We start from the raw sequence: 24,777 nt of genomic DNA on the forward strand, positions 1-24,777 counted from the left end.
TTGCCGGAGATTCGATCATGTCCAAACGTCTTCCATTTGCACCGCTGGCCGCCGCCATCGGTCTGGGTTTCAGCCTGATTGCCGGCAGCCTCGTGGCGCCGACCGTGGCCCACGCCGAAGGTGAAATCCGCATCGCCGAACAGTTCGGCATTGTCTATTTATTGCTCAACGTGGTGCGGGATCAGGGCCTGATCGAAAAGTACGGCAAGCAAGAGGGCATCGACATCAAGGTTGACTGGACGCAGCTCTCGGGCGGCGCGGCGGTCAACGATGCGCTGTTGTCCGGTTCCATCGACATTGCCGGTGCCGGCGTCGGGCCGCTGTTGACCATCTGGGATCGCACCCACGGCAAACAGAACGTCAAGGCCGTGGCCTCGCTGGGCAACTTTCCTTACTACCTGGTGAGCAACAATCCCAAAGTCAAAACCATTGCCGACTTCACCGAGAAGGACCGCATTGCGGTGCCGGCGGTGGGTGTTTCGGTGCAGTCGCGCTTCCTGCAATACGCGGCGGCCAAGCAGTGGGGGGACAAGGAATTCAATCGCCTCGACAAATACACCATCGCCGTCCCGCACCCGGACGCCACCGCTGCGTTGATCGCCGGCGGCACCGAGCTGACCGGGCACTTCTCCAACCCGCCGTTCCAGGATCAGGCGCTGCAGAATCCGAACGTGCACGTGGTGCTCAACTCCTACGACATCCTCGGCCCGAACTCGCCGACGGTGCTGTTCGCCACCGAGAAATTCCGCAACGACAATCCGAAGACCTACAAGGCCTTCGTCGAAGCGCTGACCGAAGCAGCGCAATTCGCCCAGAACGATAAAGGCGCGGCGGCAGACACTTACATCCGCGTGACCAAGGCCAAGATCGATCGCGCCGAGTTGCTGAAAATCATCGACAACCCGCAGTTCGAATTCAGCGTCACGCCGAAAAATACGTATCCACTGGCTGAATTCCTCTACCGCGTCGGTGCGATCAAGAACAAACCGCAATCGTGGAAGGACTACTTCTTCCAGGACGCCAAACCGCTGCAAGGGAGCTGATCGAGATGAACGCCCCCTTGCAAGGCCACGCGGCCAGCAACCCGATCGCCAGTACGCAAGCGCTGCTGGCGGTGGACAACGTCAGCCTTGAATACCGCACCCCGCAACGGGTGGTGCGAGCCACCCATCAGGTCAGTTTCGAGATCGATCCGGCGGACCGCTTTGTGCTGCTCGGCCCGTCCGGCTGTGGCAAGTCCACTTTGTTGAAAGCGGCCGCCGGTTTCATCGCGCCGAGTGAAGGCGAGATCCGCCTGCAAGGTCAGCGGGTCGAGGGGCCGGGTCCGGACCGGATCGTGGTGTTCCAGGAATTCGATCAACTGCCACCTTGGAAAACCGTCAAACAGAACGTGATGTTTCCGCTGCTGGCCTCGCGCACCTTGAACAAAAAAGACGCCGAGGAACGCGCGCTGCACTATCTGCAAAAGGTCGGCCTGGCGGCGTTCGCCGACGCTTATCCACACACCTTGTCCGGCGGCATGAAGGCGCGGGTGGCGATTGCCCGGGCGCTGGCGATGCAGCCGAAAATCCTTCTGATGGACGAGCCGTTTGCCGCACTGGATGCGCTGACCCGGCGCAAGATGCAGGAAGAATTGCTGCTGCTCTGGGAAGAAGTGCGCTTCACCTTGCTGTTCGTCACGCACTCGATCGAAGAGGCGCTGGTGGTCGGCAATCGCATCCTGCTGCTGTCGCCCCACCCGGGGCGGGTGCGCGCTGAAGTGCACAGCCATCAATACGATCTGCAAAGCCTCGGTGGCGTGGCGTTTCAGGAATCGGCGCGGCGCATTCATCGTTTGCTGTTCGATGAAGGCCAGTCGCCGGAAACCGAGCGCGACCACCACTTCAACGACATTCGCATCGCTTATTGAGCGCTGGAGGATTGCCCGATGAGCCAACCATCGTCTGTACGACAAGAATTCGAAACCGTCCTTGAACCGCTGACCAGCGTGCCCCTCGAGCGCGAATTGCCGCTGGGCCAACGCCTGTGGCAACAGGGCTGGCTGCGCAAAAGCCTGATCCTGATCCTGCTGGCGATCCTCTGGGAAGTGATCGCAAGGGTGCAGAACAACGACTTGCTGCTGCCGAGTTTCCTGCAGACCGGTCACGCGTTGTACGGCGGCCTGCTCAGCGGCGAGTTGCTGGGCAAGGTGTGGATCTCTTTGGTGGTGCTGATCAAGGGCTACCTGATCGGCATCGTGCTGGCGTTTGCCCTGACCACGCTGGCGGTATCGACCCAGTTTGGCCGCGATCTACTGAGTACGTTGACCTCGATGTTCAACCCGCTGCCGGCGATTGCCTTGCTGCCATTGGCCTTGCTCTGGTTCGGGTTGGGGCAGAACAGTCTGATTTTCGTGCTGGTGCATTCGGTGCTGTGGGCGCTGGCGCTGAATACCTACGCCGGTTTCCTCGGCGTCTCGGAAACCCTGCGCATGGCCGGGCGCAACTATGGATTGAAGGGCATGCGGTTCGTGCTGTTCATCCTGATCCCGGCGGCGCTGCCGTCGATTCTTGCCGGGCTGAAAATCGGCTGGGCGTTTGCCTGGCGCACGCTGATCGCCGCTGAACTGGTGTTTGGCGCGACCAGTGGCAAGGGTGGCCTGGGCTGGTACATCTTCCAGAATCGTAATGAGCTGTACACCGACAAGGTCTTTGCCGGGTTGGCGGTGGTGATCCTGATTGGCTTGCTGGTGGAGAACCTGGTGTTTGATACGTTGGAGCGGGTGACGGTGAAGCGTTGGGGCATGCAGCGCTGATTTGTCGCGCGCCGACCATCCTCTTCGCGAGCAGGCTCGCTCCCACATTTGAAATGCATTCCCATGTGGGAGCGAGCCTGCTCGCGAAAGCGTCGTTCCGGCCACCGCCTCATTAGCTGAATGTTTGCTAGCATTGCGTGCAGATCAATCCTGATCAATCACGAGTGCTCTGCATGCAACTTCCGGACATGAACCTGCTGGTTGCCCTCGACGCCTTGCTCGACGAGGGCAGTGTGGTAGGCGCTGCACGGCGGATGAACCTCAGCCCCGCCGCCATGAGCCGCACCCTGACACGCATCCGCGAAGCCATCGGCGATCCGATCCTGGTGCGTGCCGGTCGCGGCCTGGTGCCAACCCCCAAAGCGCTGGCGTTGCGCGAGCAGGTGCGCGATGTGGTCGAGCAGGCGGCGCTGTTGTTCCGCTCCGCTGACACGGTGGAACTCGGTACCCTGCGCCGACGTTTCAGCATCCGCGCCAACGATTTTTTCATCGGCGTCTACGGCGGCAAGCTGTTCGACACCCTCGACCAGGTGGCGCCGCACTGCGAGTTGCGCTTCGTCCCGGAAGGCGATGGCGACGATGAGGCGCTGCGCGAAGGGCGCATCGACCTGAGCGTCAGCAACACTCGCCCGGTGACCCCGGAAGTCAAAGTGCAAAACCTGTTTTCCACGCATTTTGTCGGTCTGGTGCGCGAGGATCATCCGTTGCTCGACGGCGAAATCACTGCAGAGCGTTATGCCGGTTTTTCCCATATCAGCATGTCGCGCCGTGGTATTGCTCGTGGCCCCATCGATACTGCGCTGAATGCTCTGGGCCTGGAGCGGCGGGTGGCGGTGATCGCGCCAAGCTTCCATGCGGCGATGTTTGCCTTGCCCGATTCCGACCTGATCCTGCCGGTGCCCAAGGAAGCGCTGCTCAGCGTGCGCCGACTGGGCCTCAAGCTGCGCTCGTTTGACCTGCCAATTCCGTTGCCGACGCTGATGCTGACCCAGGCCTGGCACCCGCGCTTCGACAAGGACCCGGCGCACCGCTGGCTGCGCGAAACGCTCAAGGCCTGTTGCGATGAAACCTGGTTGGCCGCCCAACCCTGAAAGTCAAAAGATCGCAGCCTTCGGCAGCTCCTGCAGGGAATGCATTTATCTGTTGGAGCTGCCGAAGGCTGCGATCTTTTGCTTTTAACAATTGTGTCTGACGCACTTATAAGCTGCCAATAAGTCAATTTTCGTCAGCAGTAAGCCCGACTAAGATGCTCCGGTATTTTTCCACCGGAGTGTGTATTCATGACATCCCTGACGGTCCCGGCGCCCATCGCTGCGGCCAGTCCGGCGACTGCGGCCACGCCACCGGTGTTCGGGGCGCGGATCATCACGGGCCTGGTCGGTGTACTGCTGGCGGTGCTGGTTTCCGGTCTCAACGAGATGGTGACCAAAGTCGCGCTCGCCGACATCCGTGGCGCGCTGAACATCGGTTACGACGAAGGCACCTGGCTGGTTGCCTGTTACGCCGCGACCTCGGTGGCGGCGATGGCGTTCGCGCCGTGGTGCTCGGTGACGTTCTCGCTGCGCCGTTTCACCCTCTGCGCGATCAGCCTGTTCACGCTGCTCGGCGTGCTGTGCCCGTTCGCCCCGAACTACGAAAGCCTGTTGCTGATGCGCACCCTCCAAGGGCTGGCCGGCGGCGCGTTGCCGCCGATGCTGATGACCGTGGCCCTGCGTTTCCTGCCGGCCAATTTCAAGCTCTATGGCCTGGCCGGTTACGCGCTGACGGCCACTTTCGGCCCGGGCCTTGGCACGCCGCTGGCCGGTTTGTGGAGCGAATACGTCGGCTGGCAATGGACGTTCTGGCAAATCATCGTGCCGTGCCTGATTGCGATGGCAATGGTCGCCTGGGGCATTCCGCAGGATCCGCTGCGCCTGGAACGTCTCAAGACCTTCAACTGGAAGGGCCTGCTGCTGGGCTTTCCGGCGATCTGCATGCTGGTGATCGGCTTGCTGCAGGGCAATCGGCTGGACTGGTTCGAGTCGGACCTGATCTGCGGCTTGCTCGGCGCCGGTTCGCTGTTGCTGGTGGCGTTTCTGATCAACGAGTGGTCGCAGCCGATACCGTTTTTCAAGCTGCAGATGCTCGGCATCCGCAACCTGTCGTTCGCGCTGCTGAGCCTCGCCGGGGTGCTGGTGGTGTTGCAGGCGGTGGTGCTGATTCCGTCGAGCTATCTGGCGCAGGTGCAGGGCTATCGCCCGGTGCAGACCGCGCCGATCATGCTGATCGCCGCATTGCCGCAGCTGATTGCGCTGCCGCTGGTGGCGGCGCTGTGCAACCTGCGCTGGGTCGATTGCCGCTGGGTGCTTGGCATCGGTTTGAGCATGTTGACGCTGTCCTGTCTGGGCGGCTCGCTGCTGACATCGGAATGGATTCGCGACAATTTCTACGTCCTGCAATGGTTGCAGATCTTCGGTCAGCCGATGTCGGTGCTGCCGCTGTTGATGTTGTCCACTGGCAGCATCCAGCCGCAGGACGGGCCGTTCGCCTCCGCCTGGTTCAACACGGTGAAAGGCTTGGCGGCCGTGGTCGCCACCGGGGTGATCGAAGCGCTGACCACCGCACGTCTGCATTTCCACTCGACCATGTTGATCGACAACCTCGGCAATTCACCGTTGGCTGATCGCAGCGATCCGGGCCTCGCCCATCGCCTGCACGAACAGGCCGTGGTGCTGACCTCCTCGGATCTCTATGTGTGCATGGCCGGCGTCGCGGTGACGCTGATCCTGCTGATTTTCTGGCTGCCGACGCGGATCTTTCCGCCCCGTGCTCCGACCTGATCGCTGTACTGAAACAGAAGGTTTTTATGACGACTCAAACAAAGCAGAAACTCGCGGTGGCCGTGGCCGCCGCATTGGCGGTCGGCGTGCTGGTGTACCTGGCGATGCCCGGCCTGTTCGGTAAACGCACTCAGCAAAACACCAATGATGCGTTCGTCTCGGCCGACTACACCCTGGTGGTGCCGCGCGTGGCCGGGTTCATCAAGCAAGTGCTGGTGGAAGACAACCAGCAGGTCAAGGCCGGACAATTGCTGGCGCTGATCGATGACCGCGATCTGCGCGCCGCCGCGCAAGCCGCTGACGCGCAAACCCTGGTCGCCCGCGCGCAGTTGCAGAACGCCAAGGCGACACTGGAGCGGCAGACGTCGGTGATCGCTCAGGCCCAGGCCTCGGTAGTCTCGGCCAAGGCGGAAATGGCTTTCGCCCAGCAGGAACTCAATCGCTACAACCATTTGGCGGGTGTCGGCGCCGGCACGGTGCAGAACGCGCAGCAGGCGCGTACCCGCATCGATCAGGCGAGCGCACGGCTGGATACGGCCGGCGCGAAACTGGCGGCCGAGCGCAAGCAGGTGGACATTCTCACGGCGCAGCGCGATGCCGCCGAAGGCAGTTTGAAACACGCCCAGGCGGCGCTGGAAATCGCCAGTTTCGAACTGTCCTATACGCGCATCACGGCGCCGCAGGACGGCATGGTCGGCGAGCGTGCAGTGCGCGTCGGCGCCTATGTCACACCGGGCAGCAAGTTGCTGGCGGTGGTGCCGTTGCGCCAGGCGTATGTAATCGCCAATTTTCAGGAAACCCAGCTGACCAACGTGCAGCCGGGCCAGGCCGTCGAAGTGCGGGTCGACAGCCTCGGCGGCGAAGCCTTGAGCGGTCGCGTCGAAAGTATCGCGCCGGCGACCGGGGTGACCTTCGCCGCCGTGAAACCGGACAACGCCACCGGTAACTTCACCAAGGTCGTGCAGCGGATTCCGGTGAAGATCCTGCTTGAACCGGGCCAGCCTTTGGCCGAGCGGCTGCGGGTGGGCATGTCGGTGGAGGCGAGCATTGATACCCGGCGCTCGGCGCCGGCGGTGCGTGAGGTGACGCAGCGATGATTCCGCGTAAAAACCTGTGGCGAGGGCGCTGGCTGCCGCTGGGTTGCGCAGCGACCCTGAAAATCGCGAGCGCCACGCACTCGAGCGGGAGCAAGCTCCCTGGCCACAAAAGTCTGTTTCATGCACTTGTTGTGGTGAGCTTGTTTGGCCTCAGCGCCTGCACCGTCGGCCCGGACTTCCACAAGCCCGAAGCCACGCAAATCGCCGAATGGGCCAAACCCGCCAAGTCCGCCCCCAGCCAAGTGGTCAGTGAACCCCTGAACGAACGCTGGTGGGACGTGTTCCACGATGCGCAGCTCTCGGCCCTCACCCAGCGGGCGATGAGGAGCAACCTTGACCTGCAACGGGCCAGCAGCCGCTTGGAACAAAGTCGCGCGGCACGCCAGGTGATCACCGCAGATCGCTATCCAAACACCGCCGCCACCGGCAGCTACGCCCGCCAACGCAACAGCGGCAAAGGCTTGAGCGACCCGTCCGGGCACAACGGCGATTCCGCCTTCAACCTGTGGGACGCCGGTTTCTCGGCCTCGTGGGAACTGGATTTCTGGGGCCGTGTGCGCCGGGAAACCGAAGCCGCCGACGCCAACCTCGAAGTCGCGGAAAACGATCGTCGCGGCGTGTTGCTGGCGGTCCTGGCCGACACCGCGCAGAACTACATTCAACTGCGCGGCGTGCAGAACACGCGGGCGGTCACCGAGCAGAACCTCGATGTCGCCCGCCACAGCCTCAAGCTGTCGCAGTTGCGCCTCAACGATGGTGTGGCGACCGATCTGGACGTCGCCGAGGCCGCCGCGCAAGTCGCGGCCATTGAATCGCGTCTGCCAGCGCTCGAACAACGTCAGTCGCAACTGATCAACGCGATCAGCCTGCTGATGGGCGAACCGCCGCAAGCCTTGGCCAACGAGTTATCCACAGACGCCGCGGTACCGCAGTCGCCGCTGCAAGTCGCCATCGGCCTGCCGTCGCAACTGGCTGAACGCCGTCCGGATATCCGTCAGGCCGAGGCGCACTTGCATGCCGCCACCGCCAACATCGGCGTGGCCAAGGGCGATTTCTATCCGCGCATCACCCTGTCCGGCAACCTCGGATCGCAGGCGCTGCAACTCAGCGATTTCGGCTCCTGGGGCTCACGCGCGTTCGGTATCGGCCCGCAATTCAGCCTGCCGTTGTTCGACGGCGGACGCCTGCGTGGCATGTTGCAACTGCGCGAAGCCCAGCAACAGGAAGCGGCCATCGCCTACCAGCAAACCGTGCTGCGCGCCTGGCATGAAATCGACGACCAACTGACGGCCTACAACGCCAGCCAGCGCCGCCGTGACAGCCTCGCCGAAGCCGTACGCCAGAACCAGATCGCCCTGCGCACCGCGCAACAGCAATACGTCGAAGGCGTGGTCGATTTCGTCAACGTCCTCACCGTCCAGAGCGCGTTGCTGGCGACGCAGGAGCAGTGGGTAGAGAGTTCGACCGGGGTGTCGCTGGCGATGGTCGGGTTGTACAAGGCATTGGGTGGGGGATGGGAGTCGGTGTATCCGGCGGGGGAGATGGCGCAACGCTGAGATTGCACGAGCGGGAGCAGATCAGCGAATTCGATTTGCTGCAGCAGCGGCTATTCAGTCAATGGGAAGTTTCACAGGTTGAAATAGGCAATACCTGTTCAACCTGCGAAGTGTTCGATTTTGATTTGTCCGTCAGTAAAGGTCGCGATGATTTCAAGTTCTGTGGGAGCGAGCCTGCTCGCGAAGGCGTCCTGTCAGCCAACAACGACGCTGGATGAACCAGCGCGTTCGCGAGCAGGCTCGCTCCCACAGGTGTGATGTGCAGTCAGCTGAAGGCGAGGGTGTGCTAGATGATCGAGTCGATATCGAGCGTGTGCGGCGCGCCGATCGGGTGCCCGTAAAGTGAGGTCATCAGCGCATCGTTGCTGGCGTTGTCCGGTGCCTGCGCCAGTTGTTCTTCCTTGAGGTTTTCCGGGTGCGCGTGCCAGCGTTGCACGCTTTCGGCGAGCAGCTCCGGCTGTTCGGCGAGCAGGCCATAGACGTCCGTTGCCCTGACCCGTTTATGCCGCAGCACACTGAGGCGCGCATGGGTGATCTCGATGCGGCTGACTTCGTGGCTGATCGCCTCGATCGTGCGCTCCTGGGTGCGCACGTAGGCCTCTGGCCGGGCCAGAAGATCCTGGCGGGCGGCGCGCAATTGTCGGGTGATGCGCACCAGCGCTTGCTCCACCCATTCAAACTCGCGGTCAGTGACCCGCGTGTGATTCGCCTCATGGGCCTGTTGCCAGCGGCGCAAGGCTGCCCAGCACGCCGGGACATAGCCGCCGACCATCGAGTGATGCCCGGCATTGAAGAGCTGCCGCAACAATCCCGGACGATCCGGCAGGCCGTTTTTCTGCTGTAGTGCGACGGTGCACGCCGCGTGCTGGGCGATGGTGTCGCAGCCCGGCTCCCACAGAATCGAAGACGACTGCTGACGCCCGAAATCCACCGGCATGGCGTGATGCAGGGTGCCATGGTGATCGTAGGCTTCCCCCGTCCAGTTGGTAATCCCCGCGACGAACACCGACAGCCCGACCGGCACATTGGTAAACATCAACGCCGCGCCAGGCCCGTAAACCCCGGCCTTGGTGTTCATCCAGCTGCCCGGCACGCTGGGCACCGGGTCGTTGTGGTTGACCATGCGGTAATGCACCAGTGGGGCGGCGGCTTTGGTGAAGACGGTGTCGCCGGCGCGGGGGGCGCCGTAGGTGTAGAGCTGGATGTTGTAAGTGAAATTTGATCGGCGGCGCAGCATTTCCGCGAGCAGCAGGGTGATTGCGCCGCCGAGGCTGTGGCCGCAGATCAGTAGTTTTTGGCCGGCGTAGAATCTGTCCAAATAGTCAGTAGCGAAAGCGGCTGCTTTTTTGGCTGCTTCATAAAAGCCGCGATGGACGTTGCCATCACCTTCTTCAAAGGGCACTTGGAAAGCATCGGCATCGCGCAAACCATCAGGAATGATCTCGAAGGTTCCGCGTACTGCGATCAGGATCAGCTCATCAGTGTGAGTGATGAATGCCTGGGTGTCGGTCGCTTCTTTCCCGAGGTGCCTGTCGTCGAGAAAGTGGACCTTCTCGGGGTGCTCCTGATCCTCCCCAAGGGCCGGATCATTGACCTCATACAGCGTCGGGTCGAACGGCACGATTTCCAGCCTTCTGGAATACGCCACGTCTTCATACAAGGGGTAATAGGCTTTGCTTTGCGCGGCGTCGACGCGCCACAACTCGTCGGATTTGGCCAAGGCATCGGCGAACCAGTTGCCCACGCTGGGTTGTTCGGGGAAGGTCACCCAGGGTTCCTTGATCGGCGCGGTAGCGGGTTTCTGGCCAAAAGGGCAGTAACTCAGGGTGGCCATCAACGCCAGTTGGTAGAGGTTGAGTGCGCAGAACTCCGGCGCCGTCGACAGCATCGGGCGCAAGGCTCGCAACGCACGCACTTCCAGCACCGTGTGTTTGCGCGACGCCAGGGCGACGCCGACTTCTGCGTGCTTGCCCATGATCGCTGACAGGCCGCTGTTGGCGGGGTAGTGGCGGTAGACCTCGGGTGGCAGATGAGCGACATGCCGGACCAGATGGCGCACCTCCACCTGGATGTATTCGTCGCCGTCCGGTACGGGTTGTTCGCGGTTACGGGTGGCGTCCGGATTGCGGTAACGGGTTTGTTCGGCGCGAACCTGGAGTTCGGTGATTTTCAGGGGGTAGTGGGTTCTAGCCTGCAAATAGTTATAGAACTTGTCTTGACCTTCGTAAGCTTGATCGAAACATAAGGCAATCGGCCCGGCACAATAGCTGTCGACTTTGCCGATCCCGTTGATATCCAGATACCCATTGAATGTTTGTCCCTCTGAGTCGACCGCAACATAGGCCAATCCCCCATAAGCTTCCCCCGAGCCAAACTCATCGACCAGTTGAAAACTGCTCCAGTTACCTTGTGCGGGGCAACTCAGCAGGCGGCTGTTGAGCGGTGATTGCAGGTCCTTTTCAATTGACGTCATGTGGAACACTCCTTATTCCGTGCAGCCGGGATAGATGGTGCAGATACGGCCATCGACCATCTGGAAGGTGCTGAAATCGGTGTGGTTGCCGAAGCAGAAGGCGTACTGGTCTTCGAAGTTGTCGCCCATGCAGCGCTTCCAGCCGTTAGGAACTTTGATCCAGGTCTTGCCGATGGCAGGCCTTTCTTCCGCCGCCAAATCGATTTTCATCCGCACGGTTTTTCCCGGCAGTTGGTCGAGGGTGTAGGCGGCAAACGGGCGACCACGTGCGAGCGCGCCAAGCTCATCGGTTTTTTTGCAGTCGAGGAGTTTTACGATGCGGCGGTAAGGTCCCATCGTGCGGAAAAGCCACTGACACCGGCCGTAAAAGCGGCTTTCAGCCTCAGCATTGAAGACACCCTTGTAACGAGCCTCCAGCTCTTCGCGTACAACGACCGCTGCAAAGTCTCCACTCTTGTCCCCCCAGTCTTTTCCGTAGGCAGTCCGGATAACCAGATCGATCTTCCGGATCACCAACGGGCACCCTTTGACCGTCCTGTAGATGGCAATTTCTGAAACAGGCTCGTAGTGCTCACGCCACTTCAAGTTGTAGCCAACCGCAGTATTCCGCCCGTCCGGGACGGTGCAGGTTTCGCCCTTCGCGGGCACGTATTTGGCGATGGCTTCATAAGCAAACCCCGGCGGCAAATCAGCCGTGAAGGTGAAGCTGTTGGGCGGACTGCTCTTGCAGCCGACCATAAGAGCGAAGCAACCACCCAGCACCGCCATGCATCGCAAGCGAGGTCCGGTGGGGCCGTTGTGCAAAGTCTTTTCAAGTGACGTCATGTGGAACGCTCCTTATTCCGTGCAGCCGGGATAGATGGTGCAGATGCGGCCATCGACCATCTGGAAGGTGCTGAAATCGGTGTAATTGCCGTTGCAGTAAGCACGCTGGTCTTCAAAGCTTTCGCCCATGCAGCGCTTCCAGCCGTTGGGTACCTTGACCCAGGTGTCTCCCCAACCAGGTCTTTCTTCCGCCGCCAACTCGATCTTCATCCGCACGGTTTTTCCCGGCAGTTGGTCGAGGGTGTAGGCGGCAAACGGGCGACCACGTGCAAGCGTGCCAAGCTCATCGGTTTTTTTGCAGTCGAGGAGTTTTCGCAGGATGCGTGGTTTGCCCGAAGTGCGGAAAAGCCACTGACATTGGCCGTAAAAGCGGCTTTCACCGGTTTCGTTGAAAGTGCCCTTGTACTTTTCTTCCAGCTCACCGCGTATGGCGACGGCGGCATAGTCCGACGCGAAGTCACCCCGGTCTTTCCCATAGGCGAAGTAGATTTCCAGATCAATTTTGCGAATCACCAACGGGCAGCCGCGCACGGTTCTGCGAATAGCTATTTCGGAGGCGGCCACATAGTTCTCACGCCACTGCAGGTTGTACCCCACAGCGGTATTCCGGCCGTCCGGAACGCTGCAGGTTTCACCTATGTCGGGTTCGTATTTGGCGACAGCCTGATAAACAAACCCCGGCGGCAAATCAGCCGTGAAGGTGAAGCTGTCAGGAGCACTCGCCACACAACCCAACAACATCCCCATGCAGCCCACCCACCCGGCATGTCGAAGAAATCGTTTCACTGCGCGCCCTCTCCACCCATCGTTTGCACCCAATGGCTCACCCGTTCGAAATGCTCCTGCGGCGTTTCCCCGGGGCGCACTTGCCATTGCGCATCAACGCCGCGAGCAGGCCTTCGCAAGCTGTGGATCAGCAAAAACTCCAACTGCTGCGCTGTCTGCCAACCCCATTCATCTGCCTGCTCGAGACGTTCACGCAGCCAGATATCCGGTGGCTGTGTTCGCGCGAGGTCGGCGTAGGCCTGTTCGTGTTCGGCCAGCAGAAAACGGTGAGCATTGAGCTGGCGAATCTCGCGGGTTTGCGCCGCAGGTGCGGGTGTTTGTAGCCACGGTGGAGACTCCGGCAACGGGTGGCGGCCGGGCGCCGGGTTGTCGCTGCTCTCCCAGCTCGCGCCCTGCCAATAGCACACGCTAAGGGTCGGGCCGAGGTAGGCCGGGATGTCTTCGGTGGGCAGATACGCCAATGTCCGGGTCAGCACGCGGTTGTCGTGAAAGCGATACAGCGCCTGATGTGGGCGGGCACCGATGATCAGCCGTTGCTGCCAGTGCTCGACCCACGCGGACAGGGAATTTTGAGGCAGGCTGAACAGCCAGCCCCAGTTGTCCTGCGGGCGGGCGAGCAGCGGCGCAATGCGCTTGTCGTCGTACCGTTCAAGGGCGAAAACAAACGGCCCGTTGTCCGCCAGTTCGGCGGCGGGCGTGTCTTTGTAGAGGATGCGGTAATGCTCGAAGTCGCTGGTCTGCAGCAATAGCCGACGAACGTCCTGTTGTTGCGAATCGAGCAGCACATACAGGCCATGCCCTGATGCGAATTGGCGGTTCATCCAGTGGCGCGGGAATGCGTCGTTCATGCGACGTTCTCCCGTGGCAGGCAGACGCCATCACGGCAGGCTTCGCAAAGCGCGCAGAACGTCGCTCCCATTGCGTTGTTGTCCGCCAGCAGTGCGAGTTGCGTGGACGCCAGCACGGGTGGCAATGGAGGTGGGGCCGCCAGGTCGTCGACGCCATCGGGCATCGAGACCCGCGCCGGCGCGACCGCCTTGGGACTGCCGCCGACCTGGATGGCACTGCTGCTGAAAATGCCGCCGTGACCGATCACCAGATGCTCGCCGCCGACCGTGAGGCTGATGCTGTTGCCGGCGTTGAGTACCAGATGATCACCGGCATTGAGGTGGATTTGCCGACCGGCTTCGATCGTCTGCAACTGATCGACACGGCTATGGCTGTCACCGCTGACATGCAGGTGGTCGCTGGCGTGGAGCCGGGTTTTGCGGTCGCCGTGTACAGTGCGGTGTTCTTCGGCGTGCAACACGCTGATGCTGTGGCCCTTGATGGTCTCGTGGCGTTCGTTGCCGACGTTCAGGCGGCTGTCGTTTTCCACCTTGTGTTCAAGGTCGCGCTGGGCGCGCAGGTAAATCAGCTCGCGACCGGCGCGATCTTCCACGTGCAATTCGTTGAAGCCGCCGTTGTCCGGTGAACTGCGCGAGCGAAACACGCTGCGGGTTTTGTGTTCCGGCAGTTCGTAAGGGGCCGGGTTGGCGCTGTTGATCAGGCAGCCGCTGACGACCGGGTGGTCCGGGTCGCCGTCGAGAAAACTGACCAGCACTTCCATGCCGACCCGGGGCAGCGTCACGCTGCCATGGGCGTTGCCGGCCCAATTCGAGGCCAGCCGCAGCCAGCAACTGCTGTGGTCGTCGTGGCTGCTCTCGCGATCCCAGTAGAAGTGGACCTTGACCCGCCCGAACGCGTCGCAGTGGATCTCTTCGCCGACCGGCCCGGTAACCACGGCAGTCTGGCTGCCGAAAATTCGCGGCTTCACGAATGATTGCGGCGGGCGGTAGATCACGTCCCATGGCGTGGCGACAAAGTCGTTCCGGTAGCCTTCAACGAAGCCGTCGTCAGCGGCGGCGGTCGCCTCGCCCAGCGTTTCTTCCAGTACCGCGGGCTGTTTGCCGCGGTGATTGACTGCGGTCAGCAGCCACAGTCCGTTGTTTTCCTCGCAGGCGTGCTCGGTGATCGACAGGAAATGCCCGGTCACCAGGCTTGGCTGATTGCTGTGGCCACGGGCCTGCAGATAGTCGGCGCGATGACGTTCCAGGGCGCGGTGGGTCAGTTGCTTGCCCCGCGCGCCATCGGTGAAGCGCCCCGGATAGCGATAGTCCTCAAGCACCGGCCGTGCCGCGTCGCTGTCGGGCTGGTGGGTCGCCTCCAGCATGAAGCGGGCCTTGCGAAAATCATGATCGCGGCGCGCGGTCGCCGTGGGGCGGGTTTCTACACGTACCTGCAATTGTTGGATCGCGGGCGTTTCGGCGACCATGCCGTTGTCCTGACGGTAGGGTGTGGGGCGGTCCAGACACGGGAAGACCGTCTGGTCGTCGCCCAGCACCAGCAGGTGTTTTTCCCGGCTGTGCTGGAAGTGGTAGTGAATGCCTTCTTCCTGACACAGGCGCTGGATGAAGTGCAGGTCCGACTCCGCCTGGACGCAGTATTCGCGCGGCGGATAGTCGGCACCGAGATGAAACCGGTGCAGGTCAGGTTGAATGCCGTTGTTCCCCAGAATCCGGGTGATGATCTGCGGCACGCTCATCTGCTGGAACATTCGCTGATTGAAACGATGCTGCAGATACGCAAGGCGCGGAACCAGTGTCAGGCTGTAGCGCGTCAGGCGTTTGCCGCTATCACCGCGGGCGACGCGATTGACCACGCCATGGATGCCACGGCCTTCGAGGTCGAATGCCAGGAACGCCTGTTGGTGCATGAGGCTTTCAAGGCGCAGGTTCGCGCGCTCGCTGACCAGCTCGACCTCGAACCTGTAGGGCTGGCTGATGGATTCGTGGCCGGTGAAGGAGAGGACTTGCAGGTCGTGTTTAACGTCGGTGAGCGAAAGGCTGAAGCGGGCACGGGTGGTCGACATCCTTTATTCCTTGTCCTGTGACGGGGCACAGGCTCTCGGACGTCGATGCAACGCTTGCGCGCCGACCTTCCGTGGTCTTGCGCGAAACAAACGTCTCGGAGCCAGTTTCGTGCAACGCTAACAAGGCCGCCGAAGAAATGATGTCAGACGCTTCCCAAATTGCAGATACACATTAACCGAGCCGTGGAAACGCAGGATTTTCGGTTGAAGGTGATTTGAAATAATCCAATTGCAGATTGCAGGGGGCGTGCCGAGCGGATTGCCGGATGTCGTGAAACCGCACACCGTCATCGACGGCCCTCCCATGGCTGACCTAAAGTGATGGGCAGGTACGGGACCTTCCGTTCGAGAAAATCCGCAACAAGAGGACGCAATGGCGGCACACAGAGAAACGCCAGTTGGCGACACGCAGGATCCACGCGCGGCCCCCGGGGCATGGTTCGTTGCCTTGCGCCTGATTCGTTGGGCCCGGGAACACTGGCTGTTACCGATCATGCTGCTGGCGGCGGTGGTGCGTTTTTACGATCTGACGGCGGCGTCGATCTGGTTCGATGAAGGGTCCAGTGTCCTGCTCAGCCAGTTTTCGCTGTCTGAGATCTGGAGGCACGCGGCCCATGACGTGCATCCGCCGCTGTATTTCATGTTGCTGCACGGCTGGATCGGCCTGTTCGGTGACGGCATGCTGTCGATTCGCCTGATGAGCGCCGTGCCGGGGATCATCACCGTCGGGCTCGGGGTATGGCTGGTGGATCTGCTCGCCACCCGCCGCGCCGCGCTGCTGGCCGGGCTGTTGCTGGCGTTGTTGCCCACGGCGGTGCGCTACAGCCAGGAAGTGCGCATGTATTCGTTGCTCGGCATGTGGCTGATCGGCGCGACCATTGCGCTGGTCTACTGGGTCAGGCAACCCCGGCGCCATCGCTACCTGGTGGCCTATGCGCTGCTGATGACGGCGGCGTTCTATACCCATTACTTCACTGCGCTGTGCGTGATCAGTCACTGGTTCTATCTGGCGGCCGTCCGCCTGCAGCCGGGGTATCGGTTGCGGCATATCCAGCGCCCGGCCTGGTGGCTGGCCAACCTGGGTATCGCGTTGCTGTACCTGCCGTGGGTGCCCAATCTGCTTGATCTGTTGCAGCACCTGCCGGAACTCAAGGCCAGTAACGATATTGGCTGGGAAGACCCGGTCAGCCTCAGCTCCTTGCCGTCGATGGTCTGGTCGTTGCTGATTCAGGACGACGGCATGACCTTGCCGGGTTGGCTGTTTTTGCTCCTGCCGGTGGCGTTGGTGGCAGTGATCGGCGTTGCCCTGCGCCGTGATCGCAGTGTGTTTCGCGGCAGCGTGCTGTTGCTGTTCTACAGCGTGCTGCCGATCCTGCTGGTGTATGGCGTGTCGTTCATCTCGCCGGTGTTCATCGAGCGTTACGTGACGGCTTATGCGCTGGGTTTGCCGATGCTGGTGGCGCTGGCGGTTGATCGCTTGTACGCAGGCTCTCGCGTGCTGGCGCTGGCGATTCTGGTGCTGTTTGTCGGGGTCGAGCTGGTGGGTGTGAAGAACAATGCCACGGTCGACAGCAATGATCAGTTCAGCGTGTTGGTCGACTACGTCAACCGGCACTTCGTCGAGGGAGACCGGATCGTCACCAGCGACATGATGTGGTACCTCAGTTACATCTACTACAACCGTACCGACGCACAGATTCGCCTGTACACGCCACCGGCGGCGGACGGGCGTTCCACGCGTCCCAACGCTTACGGTTTCGGCACACTGGTCAATGAAGAGGTGTACCTCGATCGGCTTGGCGATTTGTCCAAGGGCAGCACGCGGGCGTGGCTGATCGGGACGCTGGATGAGCCCAATGAATTTGCGGCGTTGCCCGAAGGCTGGCAGCGGCACAGCGATGTCCATGCAGGCGAAGCCTTTGCACGCCTGTATGTCAGGGGGCCAGGCGCCGACAAACCGGGCGAATGATCACCAGCTTGCGCAGGTTCAAGACTTGCCCGACAAATCCGCCATCCCTTTAAGCAACTCAATCGGTAGCGGAAAGACAATCGTCGAGCTCTTGTCGCCGGCAATCGAACTCAAGGTCTGCATGTAGCGCAGTTGCATGGCGCCGGGCTGGCGGCCCAGCATTTCTGCGGCCTGCATGAGTTTTTCCGAGGCCTGCAGTTCGCCTTCGGCGTGAATCACCTTGGCCCGGCGCTCGCGTTCGGCTTCGGCCTGCTTGGCGATGGCGCGGACCATCGATTCGTTGAGGTCGACGTGCTTGATCTCGACGTTGGCGACCTTGATGCCCCAGGCGTCGGTCTGGGCATCGAGCACTTGCTGGATGTCGATGTTCAACTGCTCGCGCTCGGCCAGCAGCTCATCCAGTTCATGTTTGCCGAGCACCGCGCGCAAGGTGGTCTGCGCCAGCTGGCTGGTGGCCGAGAGAAAGTCTTCAACCTGAATGATCGCCTTCTGCGGATCGAGGACGCGGAAGTACAGCACCGCATTGACCTTCACCGAGACGTTGTCGCGGGTGATCACATCCTGCGGCGGCACATCGAGGACGACGGTGCGCAGATCGACCCGGACCATTTGCTGCACCACCGGGATCAGCAGGATCAGCCCCGGGCCTTTGACCTGCCAGAAACGCCCGAGCTGGAACACCACGCCGCGCTCGTACTCGCGCAGAATGCGGAACGTCGACCCGGCCAGGGCGATCACCAACAGCAGCAGTGCAACAAAACCGATTTGCAGACCCATGATCACTCTCCGTGTCGCACCGCGTCAGTCGCGGCGACTTTCAGCAATAAGCCTTTACGCCCGACCACGCGCACCGATTGCCCGGTGTGCAGCGGTGTCGTGCTGTGCACCTGCCAATGTTCGCCCTGCAATTGCACCCAGCCGTTGTGGGTGTTTTCCGCTTGCACGGTGGTCACCGCCGTCACACTGCCAACCAGCCCGGCCTCGCCGCTGACGGCGTGGCGTGGCCGGGTTTTCAAGGCGCGGACGATTAATCCGATCAGCAGCAGGGCGCTTAGCAGGCCAAGGCCGATGATCATCGGCACCGGCAACTCGGCGTTGCCCAGAATCAGCGCGCCGATCACGAACATGATGATCCCGCCGAGGCCGATCACCCCGTAGTTGGGCAACGCGGCTTCAGCGATCAGAAAGGCAATGCCGAGCGTGATCAGCCACAGGCCGACCGGACTGACCGCTGTCAGCGGCACATCAGCCGCGAAGGCCGAGCCGCTGAGCAGCAGTAAAAAGACATACACACAACATCGGCTGTTCACGTGACCCTCCGGGAGAGTCATGAGGTGGTTCTTTGAGTCTAGTTGAGCCTGACGCTGGATGAATTTTGATCAATGAACAGATGTGTCCGGTGAGCGGATTTCCCTTTGCCGGCAGCGTGCCGAACTAGACTCAGCAGAGCAGGTACAACGAAGGAGTGCTTCATGGAACAGCCAACCCACAGTCTCCCGTCCTTGTTCAAACAACTGGGTCTGGATAACGACCCGACCAGCATCGACCAATTCATCGCCGCCCATTCACCGCTCAAGCCCGAGCTGCACCTGGCGGATGCGTTCTTCTGGAGCAAAAGTCAGGCGGATTTCTTGCGCGGCGAGATTCTTGATGATGCGGATTGGGCGGAGGTGGTGGATCAGTTGAATGTGTTGTTGCGAAAGGGGCGGGAGGGGTAACTGCTATTTTGGGAAAGGCCACATCCGTGCTGTATGAACAATCGCCATGATCCACACCACATCTTGTTCCAGTTGGTAAACAAGACGATAACTGGGGTGCGGAATAATCTCTCGAGTGCCCGCGATCATGCCGATGGGGCCGACTTCGGGATGTTGGGATATTCGGGAAACCGCTTCAGTGAAGCGGCTATCCATTTCGATGGCCGCTTTTGGATTTACGTCGTGCAGGTAGTCCCAAATTTTCTCACGATCATGTACAGCATTTTTAGTCCAGATAATCTTCATCCTTGATTGTCTGCCCGCCTGCGCCTTGCGGCGAACCGTGCTTCAACTTCCTCGTTGGACAACCCGTCACCGGCGGCTATTGATATCCGTGCAAGATCGACCTTTCGTTGCAAAAACATCTCGTACTCACGGGCTTCCCGTTGAGTCTGAACAAACTGTCGCATCATCTCGCGGACGATCTGTGATGCAGGACGATGCGAGGCTTCAGCTTCGGCCATGAACTGCTCACGCAACTCCGGTTCAAGCTTCATTGTAAAAACAGCTTGTTTTGACATTGTCGTGTTCCTTTAACAGGCGATGTACTTACGAGGTATATACATCGTAATTCCTTCAAGAGGAACCCGCTGACTCACGGGGCGACCAACGGGGATATTTGTTTCAAAACTTGACTGAAATTCCCCGCCAATGCGATATTGATAGTTAGCAAACTAACAGTGTGCATTTTCCCGTGCCGAACTCCCTCGACGCTCTCCAGATGAACATCAGCAGTGCCATGGTGGTGGCCGCCAGGCATTGGCGGAAGATCTGCCAGACCACGCTTGTCAACTACGGCATCTCTGAAGCCTGCGCCGTTCCGCTCTTGATGATCGGGCGGCTGGGCGAGGGCGTGCGGCAGGTGCAGGTGGCGCAGGCGGCCGGGATGGAAAGTCCGTCGCTGGTGCGTCTGCTCGATCAGTTGTGCCACGCCGGGTATGTCTGTCGCACCGAAGATGCGCAGGACCGCCGGGCCAAATGCCTGAGCCTGACCGACACCGGCCGCGAGCTGGTGCAAGCGGTGGAAATCGAACTGGTACGTCTGCGTCATGAAGTGCTCGAAGGCATCGACCAGAGTGATCTGGAAGCTACGCTTCGGGTACTGAGAGCTTTTGAGGCGGCCAATCCACCTGTGGTGATCAATTCTTGAACGGTTTTTTCTCTGGCATTCCCCCGGCCCGGGACTGGTTCTACGGGGTCCGTACCTTTGCAGCGTCGATGATTGCGCTGTACATCGCCTTGCTCATGCAAATGCCGCGTCCGTATTGGGCGATGGCTACGGTGTATATCGTCTCCAGCCCGTTTCTCGGGCCGACCAGTTCCAAGGCGTTGTACCGCGCCATCGGCACCTTCCTCGGGGCCGCGGCGGCGGTGCTGTTCGTGCCGATGTTCGTGCAGAGTCCGTATGTGCTGGTGGTGGTGATTGCCTTGTGGACGGGGATTTTGCTGTTCCTCTCGCTGCACCTGCGTACCGCCAATAACTACGCGCTGATGCTGGCCGGCTACACCCTGCCGCTGATTGCCTTGCCGACGGTGGATAACCCGCTGGCGGTGTGGGACGTGGCGGAAGCACGGACCGAAGAGATTTTTCTCGGCATTGCCGTCGCGGCGGTGATCGGCGCGATGTTCTGGCCGCGTCGCCTGGCGCCAGTGTTCAACGACGCGGTGGGCAAATGGTTCGCCGACGCCACGACTTACAGCCTGAAATTTCTCAGCCGCGATGTGCAGCCGGAACAGGTCACGGCCCTGCGCATGGCCATGGTTGCGAATTTCAACAGTCTCGAATTGATGATCGGCCAGCTGCCTCACGAAGGCGCCCGGCCGCAAACCGTGCGCAACACCAAGGAATTGCGCGGGCGGATGATCCACCTGTTGCCGGTGATCGACGCCCTTGAAGACTCGCTCTACGCCCTTGAACGGCGCACGCCGGAGCTGGTGGAAAAGTTTGCCCCGCTGCTGACCGCGACCCAGCAATGGCTGGGCCATAACGACGCCGACCTGGCGCGTTGGCAGGCCCTCAAGGATCAGCTTCAGGCCTTGCAGCCGAGCTGCGAGGCGCTGGAAGATCGCAAGCAATTGCTGTTCTCCAACGCGATTTATCGCCTCGGCGAATTCATCGATCTGTGGCAGGACTGCCGCAGCCTGCAGGATGCGATTCTCTGCGATCGTCAGGACAGCTGGCGCGCGGTCTACCGGCACTGGCGCCTTGGACGGCTGACGCCATTTCTCGACCGGGGGATGATGCTGTATTCGGTGACATCGACCATTCTGGCGATCATCGTCGCCTCGGTGCTGTGGATTCTGCTCGGTTGGCCGGACGGCGGCAGTGCGGTGATTCTGGCGGCGGTGGCCTGCAGTTTCTTCGCCTCGATGGACGACCCGGCGCCGCAGATATACCGGTTCTTTTTCTGGACCGGGATGTCGGTGCTGTTCGCCAGCCTCTATCTGTTTCTGATTCTGCCGAACCTGCACGACTTCCCGATGCTGGTGCTGGCGTTTGCGATTCCGTTCATCTGTGTCGGCACCCTGACGGTGCAACCGCGCTTCTACCTCGGCATGCTCCTGACGCTGGTCAACACCTCATCGTTCATCAGCATTCAGGGCGCATACGACGCGGATTTCTTTGCCTTCGTGAACTCCAACCTGGCCGGCCCGATGGGCTTGCTGTTCGCGTTTATCTGGACCCTGGTCACCCGCCCGTTCGGGGTCGAGCTGGCCGCCAAGCGCCTGACCCGCTTCAGCTGGAAGGACATCGTGCACATGACCGAGCCGGCCAACCTGGCCGAACACCGGCAATTGGGCGTGCAACTGCTCGACCGCTTGATGCAGCACCTGCCACGACTGGCGATGACCGGTCAGGACACCGGTATCGCCATGCGTGAAGTGCGCGTGGGCCTGAACCTGCTCGATCTGTTGGCCTACACCCCGCGTGTGACCGGTGCACCGAATGCCCTGCTGCAACAAGTGGTGGCCGAGGTCGGCGAGTATTTCCGCGCCTGTCTGAAGGCCAGCGAACGCTTGCCGGCGCCGAGCCCCTTATTGATGACCATGGACCGCGCGCGCCGTGCGCTCAAAGGCCACGGCGACGAGGAAACCCGTCTAAACCTGTTGCATGCCTTGAGCGGTCTGCGCCTGGCGCTGTTGCCCGGCGTGGAATTTGTCAGCACGAGCGATGCCGAAGAACCGCTGCCCGATGGAGCGCCCCTATGATCGGTGATCTGGATATCAGCGGCATTTTCCTGCCGACCCTGCTGGTGCTGATGGGCATCACCTATGTGTTGTTTCTGCTGGTGCACGGCGTGCTCACGCGTGTGCACTTTTACCGTCTGGTCTGGCACCGGGCATTGTTCAACGTGGCTCTCTACGCCGTGCTGTTGTACGGCGTGGACTCACTCAGTCGATACCTGATGACATGAAAAAACCGTTTCTGACTATCGGTCGCGTGGTACTGACCCTGCTGATCGTGACTTTCGCCGTCGTCCTCGTCTGGCGCATGGTGATGTATTACATGTTTGCGCCGTGGACCCGCGACGGGCACATTCGCGCCGACATCATCCAGATCGCCCCGGACGTCTCCGGGCTGATCCAGCAGGTCGAGGTCAAGGACAACCAGTTGATCAAACGCGGCCAAGTGCTGTTCAGCATCGACCAGGACCGTTTCAAACTGGCCCTGCGTCAGGCCAGGGCGGCGGTTGCCGATCGCGAAGAAACCCTCGCCCAGGCGCAGCGTGAAGCCAAGCGTAACCGTGGCCTGGGCAATCTGGTGCCGGCCGAACAGCTGGAAGAAAGCCAGTCGAAAGTCGCCCGGGCGCAATCGGCGCTGGCCGAAGCGCTGGTGGCGGTGGACAGCGCCCAGCTCAACCTCGACCGCTCGGTGATCCGCAGCCCGGTGGACGGCTACGTCAATGACCGTGCGCCACGTGTGCAGGAATTCGTCACGGCCGGGCGTCCGGTGTTGTCGGTGGTCGACAGCAATTCCTTCCACATCGACGGCTATTTCGAAGAAACCAAACTCGACGGCATTCGTATCGGCCAGTCTGTGGATATCCGCGTGATCGGCGACAAGGCCAGGCTGCGCGGGCATGTCGAAAGCATCGTCGCCGGCATCGAAGACCGCGACCGCACCAGCGGCAATAACCTGCTGCCCAACGTCAACCCGGCGTTCAGCTGGGTGCGTCTGGCCCAGCGGATTCCGGTGCGCATCGCCTTTGACGAGGTGCCGGAAGACTTCCGCATGATCGCCGGACGTACCGCCACCGTGTCGATCATCGACGAGCAAAAGCAGGAGCCCGCGCAATGAACAGGGCCCTGATGATCGCCGGGTTGGGCGTGATGCTCTCGGCCTGTCAGATGGTCGGGCCGGACTATCACCTGCCCGCTGACGCGGCGGTGCAACGCAAGGAATTTCAGGGCGATCTGGCGGTGGAGGGCAAACCGGTGGTGTCAGCGCCGGTGCCCGCCGACTGGTGGCGCTTGTATCGCGACCCGCGTCTGGACCAACTGGTGCAGCAGGCCATGGCCTCCAACACCGACTTGCGCGTGGCGGCGGCAAACCTGTCGCGGGCCCGTGCACAGGTCGATGAAGCCGAAGCGGCCGGTGGCTGGAGCGCTGGCGTGAAGATGGGCGCGCAGCGCTTGCAGGAATCCGGTCAGGCGTTCCTGCTGCCGGAAAAAGTGCCGGTGGCCAATGTCGCTGACATCGGCATTAGCGCCTCCTATCAGTTCGACCTGTGGGGCACGCTGCAACGCGGCATCGAAGCGGCGAAGGCCAATGCCGATGCCACGCAAGCGGCGGCCGACACCGCGCGCATCACCCTGGTGGCGGACGTGGTGCGTGCCTACACCCAGGTGTGTGCCGCCAACGAAGAACGGGAAATCGCCCAGCACTCCCTCGACCTGCAATCGCAAGGCACCACGCTGATTCAGCGCCTGCGCGATGCCGGGCGTGGCGATGAAACCCAGGTCACCCGTTCGCAAACCCAATTCAAATCCTTGCGCGCCGACATGCCGCGTTATGAGGCGGCGCGTCAGGCCGGTCTGTTCCGCCTGTCGATGCTGCTGGCGAAACCGGTCGATCAATTGCCGGCCGGCACCGCCACCTGCGCCGAATTGCCGAAAATCGCCCAATTGGTGCCGGTGGGTGACGGTGCGGCGCTGCTCAAGCGCCGGCCGGATGTGCGTCAGGCCGAACGTCGGCTGGCGGCCGCGACAGCTGGCATCGGTATCGCCACGGGCGAGCTGTACCCGGACATCAGCATTGGCGCGACCATCGGCACCGTCGGCATCGTTTCCGACCTTGGCGATCCGTCGACCAACCGCTGGGGCTTTGGTCCGTCGCTGAGCTGGAAGGTGCCGACCAACGGCGCTCGCGCACGCATCCGGGAAGCCGAAGCCAATACCCAGGGCGCGCTGGCGCATTTCGACGGTGTGGTGCTCAACGCCATTCGCGAAACCCAGACCGGCCTGGCCCAGTACAGCGCGCTGCTGCAACGCCGCGATGCGCTGGCCGATGCCGAGCAATCGGCAAAACTGGCGGCGGACCAGACCCACCGCTTCTTCCAGGCCGGGCGTGAGTCGTTCCTCGCCGACCTGCAAGCGACCCGCACCTACACCGACGTCACCGCGCAACTGGCCGCCGCTAACACCCAAGTCGCCATGAGCCAGATCGATTTGTTCCTCGCGCTGGGCGGCGGTTGGGAAAGCGGACGAACGCAAGCTTCAAGCGCCAGCAAACCCTGAAGCCGTTGCTATGCTTTGAAGTGTTGGAAGGGCGCCCTGAGCACGGCGCCC

Annotated in this window: 23 protein-coding genes; 14 read left to right on the forward strand and 9 right to left on the reverse strand. The window is 61.5% G+C overall.

The annotated features are described in order from the left end of the window. The first annotated feature begins 17 nt into the window (after nt 1-17). The 7 genes from HBN98_RS16100 to HBN98_RS16130 all read left to right on the forward strand — a co-directional run bounded on the left by HBN98_RS16100 (nt 18) and on the right by HBN98_RS16130 (nt 8,266). Nucleotides 18-1,043, forward strand: a complete 1,026-nt coding sequence (locus HBN98_RS16100; protein ID WP_064585374.1) for an ABC transporter substrate-binding protein — start codon at nt 18-20, stop codon at nt 1,041-1,043. A 5-nt stretch (nt 1,044-1,048) separates the two neighbouring features. Next, complete coding sequence (locus HBN98_RS16105) at nt 1,049-1,909, forward strand: ABC transporter ATP-binding protein (RefSeq protein WP_083367393.1); 861 nt, start codon at nt 1,049-1,051, stop codon at nt 1,907-1,909. Nucleotides 1,910-1,927: 18 nt separating this feature from the next. Then, entirely contained in the window at nt 1,928-2,794 is an 867-nt protein-coding gene (locus tag HBN98_RS16110) for an ABC transporter permease (protein ID WP_083367392.1), read from the forward strand. A 173-nt stretch (nt 2,795-2,967) separates the two neighbouring features. Then, on the forward strand, nt 2,968-3,885 hold the full coding sequence (locus HBN98_RS16115; RefSeq protein ID WP_083367391.1) for a LysR family transcriptional regulator: 918 nt from the start codon (nt 2,968-2,970) through the stop codon (nt 3,883-3,885). A 189-nt stretch (nt 3,886-4,074) separates the two neighbouring features. Then, nucleotides 4,075-5,613 (forward strand): MFS transporter, encoded by a 1,539-nt coding sequence (locus tag HBN98_RS16120; RefSeq protein ID WP_083367390.1) that lies wholly within the window; start codon nt 4,075-4,077, stop codon nt 5,611-5,613. 26 nt (nt 5,614-5,639) lie between these two features. Continuing rightward, nucleotides 5,640-6,710, forward strand: a complete 1,071-nt coding sequence (locus HBN98_RS16125) for an HlyD family secretion protein (protein WP_083367389.1) — start codon at nt 5,640-5,642, stop codon at nt 6,708-6,710. Beyond that, nucleotides 6,707-8,266 (forward strand): efflux transporter outer membrane subunit, encoded by a 1,560-nt coding sequence (locus HBN98_RS16130; protein ID WP_169844062.1) that lies wholly within the window; start codon nt 6,707-6,709, stop codon nt 8,264-8,266. Before HBN98_RS16125 ends, HBN98_RS16130 begins: the two co-directional genes overlap by 4 nt. A 286-nt stretch (nt 8,267-8,552) precedes the next feature. Here the strand turns inward: HBN98_RS16130 and HBN98_RS16135 are convergent, their stop codons facing one another. The 5 genes from HBN98_RS16135 to HBN98_RS16155 all read right to left on the reverse strand — a co-directional run bounded on the left by HBN98_RS16135 (nt 8,553) and on the right by HBN98_RS16155 (nt 15,261). Then, entirely contained in the window at nt 8,553-10,739 is a 2,187-nt protein-coding gene (locus HBN98_RS16135) for a lipase family protein (protein WP_083367387.1), read from the reverse strand. 12 nt (nt 10,740-10,751) lie between these two features. Continuing rightward, on the reverse strand, nt 10,752-11,507 hold the full coding sequence (locus HBN98_RS16140) for a hypothetical protein (RefSeq protein WP_083369381.1): 756 nt from the start codon (nt 11,505-11,507) through the stop codon (nt 10,752-10,754). A 69-nt stretch (nt 11,508-11,576) separates the two neighbouring features. Beyond that, nucleotides 11,577-12,350 (reverse strand): hypothetical protein, encoded by a 774-nt coding sequence (locus tag HBN98_RS16145; protein WP_373292953.1) that lies wholly within the window; start codon nt 12,348-12,350, stop codon nt 11,577-11,579. Next, a complete protein-coding gene (locus HBN98_RS16150; RefSeq protein ID WP_083367385.1) occupies nt 12,347-13,198 on the reverse strand; it encodes a DUF4123 domain-containing protein in 852 nt (283 codons plus the stop codon). Before HBN98_RS16150 ends, HBN98_RS16145 begins: the two co-directional genes overlap by 4 nt. Beyond that, a complete protein-coding gene (locus tag HBN98_RS16155; protein ID WP_083367384.1) occupies nt 13,195-15,261 on the reverse strand; it encodes a type VI secretion system Vgr family protein in 2,067 nt (688 codons plus the stop codon). The genes HBN98_RS16150 and HBN98_RS16155 overlap by 4 nt, the downstream gene beginning before the upstream one ends. Before the next feature lie 373 nt (nt 15,262-15,634). Here HBN98_RS16155 and HBN98_RS16160 point away from each other — a divergent pair, with 373 nt between their 5' ends. Continuing rightward, complete coding sequence (locus HBN98_RS16160; protein WP_083367383.1) at nt 15,635-17,230, forward strand: glycosyltransferase family 39 protein; 1,596 nt, start codon at nt 15,635-15,637, stop codon at nt 17,228-17,230. 18 nt (nt 17,231-17,248) lie between these two features. Here HBN98_RS16160 and HBN98_RS16165 read toward each other — a convergent pair whose 3' ends face one another. After that, nucleotides 17,249-18,007, reverse strand: coding sequence for a slipin family protein (locus tag HBN98_RS16165; protein ID WP_003220464.1), 759 nt, complete (start codon nt 18,005-18,007; stop codon nt 17,249-17,251). 2 nt (nt 18,008-18,009) lie between these two features. Then, on the reverse strand, nt 18,010-18,540 hold the full coding sequence (locus HBN98_RS16170) for an NfeD family protein (protein ID WP_170289020.1): 531 nt from the start codon (nt 18,538-18,540) through the stop codon (nt 18,010-18,012). A gap of 162 nt (nt 18,541-18,702) precedes the next feature. Between HBN98_RS16170 and HBN98_RS16175 the strand changes: the two genes are divergently transcribed. Further along, a complete protein-coding gene (locus HBN98_RS16175; protein ID WP_064585401.1) occupies nt 18,703-18,948 on the forward strand; it encodes a DUF2789 domain-containing protein in 246 nt (81 codons plus the stop codon). Nucleotides 18,949-18,951: 3 nt separating this feature from the next. On the opposite strand, the gene HBN98_RS16180 is transcribed toward HBN98_RS16175, so the two are convergent. Both HBN98_RS16180 and HBN98_RS16185 read right to left on the reverse strand, forming a co-directional pair. After that, a complete protein-coding gene (locus HBN98_RS16180; protein ID WP_064585402.1) occupies nt 18,952-19,233 on the reverse strand; it encodes a type II toxin-antitoxin system RelE/ParE family toxin in 282 nt (93 codons plus the stop codon). Continuing rightward, nucleotides 19,230-19,508, reverse strand: coding sequence for an antitoxin of toxin-antitoxin stability system (locus tag HBN98_RS16185; RefSeq protein WP_083367381.1), 279 nt, complete (start codon nt 19,506-19,508; stop codon nt 19,230-19,232). Before HBN98_RS16185 ends, HBN98_RS16180 begins: the two co-directional genes overlap by 4 nt. Before the next feature lie 200 nt (nt 19,509-19,708). On the opposite strand from HBN98_RS16185, the gene HBN98_RS16190 reads away from it, so the two are divergent. From HBN98_RS16190 to HBN98_RS16210, 5 genes are read left to right on the forward strand one after another with little or no spacing between them, the layout of a single operon-like run. After that, entirely contained in the window at nt 19,709-20,137 is a 429-nt protein-coding gene (locus tag HBN98_RS16190) for a MarR family winged helix-turn-helix transcriptional regulator (protein WP_007961473.1), read from the forward strand. Continuing rightward, nucleotides 20,134-22,197, forward strand: coding sequence for an FUSC family protein (locus tag HBN98_RS16195; RefSeq protein ID WP_083367380.1), 2,064 nt, complete (start codon nt 20,134-20,136; stop codon nt 22,195-22,197). The genes HBN98_RS16190 and HBN98_RS16195 overlap by 4 nt, the downstream gene beginning before the upstream one ends. Then, nucleotides 22,194-22,403 carry a DUF1656 domain-containing protein gene (locus HBN98_RS16200; RefSeq protein ID WP_047601052.1) on the forward strand — a complete coding sequence of 70 codons (210 nt, stop codon included), beginning with the start codon at nt 22,194-22,196 and terminating at the stop codon, nt 22,401-22,403. Before HBN98_RS16195 ends, HBN98_RS16200 begins: the two co-directional genes overlap by 4 nt. Next, a complete protein-coding gene (locus tag HBN98_RS16205; protein WP_083367379.1) occupies nt 22,400-23,287 on the forward strand; it encodes an efflux RND transporter periplasmic adaptor subunit in 888 nt (295 codons plus the stop codon). Before HBN98_RS16200 ends, HBN98_RS16205 begins: the two co-directional genes overlap by 4 nt. Beyond that, a complete protein-coding gene (locus tag HBN98_RS16210) occupies nt 23,284-24,726 on the forward strand; it encodes an efflux transporter outer membrane subunit (RefSeq protein ID WP_083367378.1) in 1,443 nt (480 codons plus the stop codon). The genes HBN98_RS16205 and HBN98_RS16210 overlap by 4 nt, the downstream gene beginning before the upstream one ends. Nucleotides 24,727-24,777 lie beyond the last annotated feature (51 nt).

It is taken from the genome of Pseudomonas koreensis (assembly GCF_012986595.1).
GTDB classification, from domain to species: Bacteria; Pseudomonadota; Gammaproteobacteria; order Pseudomonadales; family Pseudomonadaceae; genus Aquipseudomonas; species Aquipseudomonas koreensis.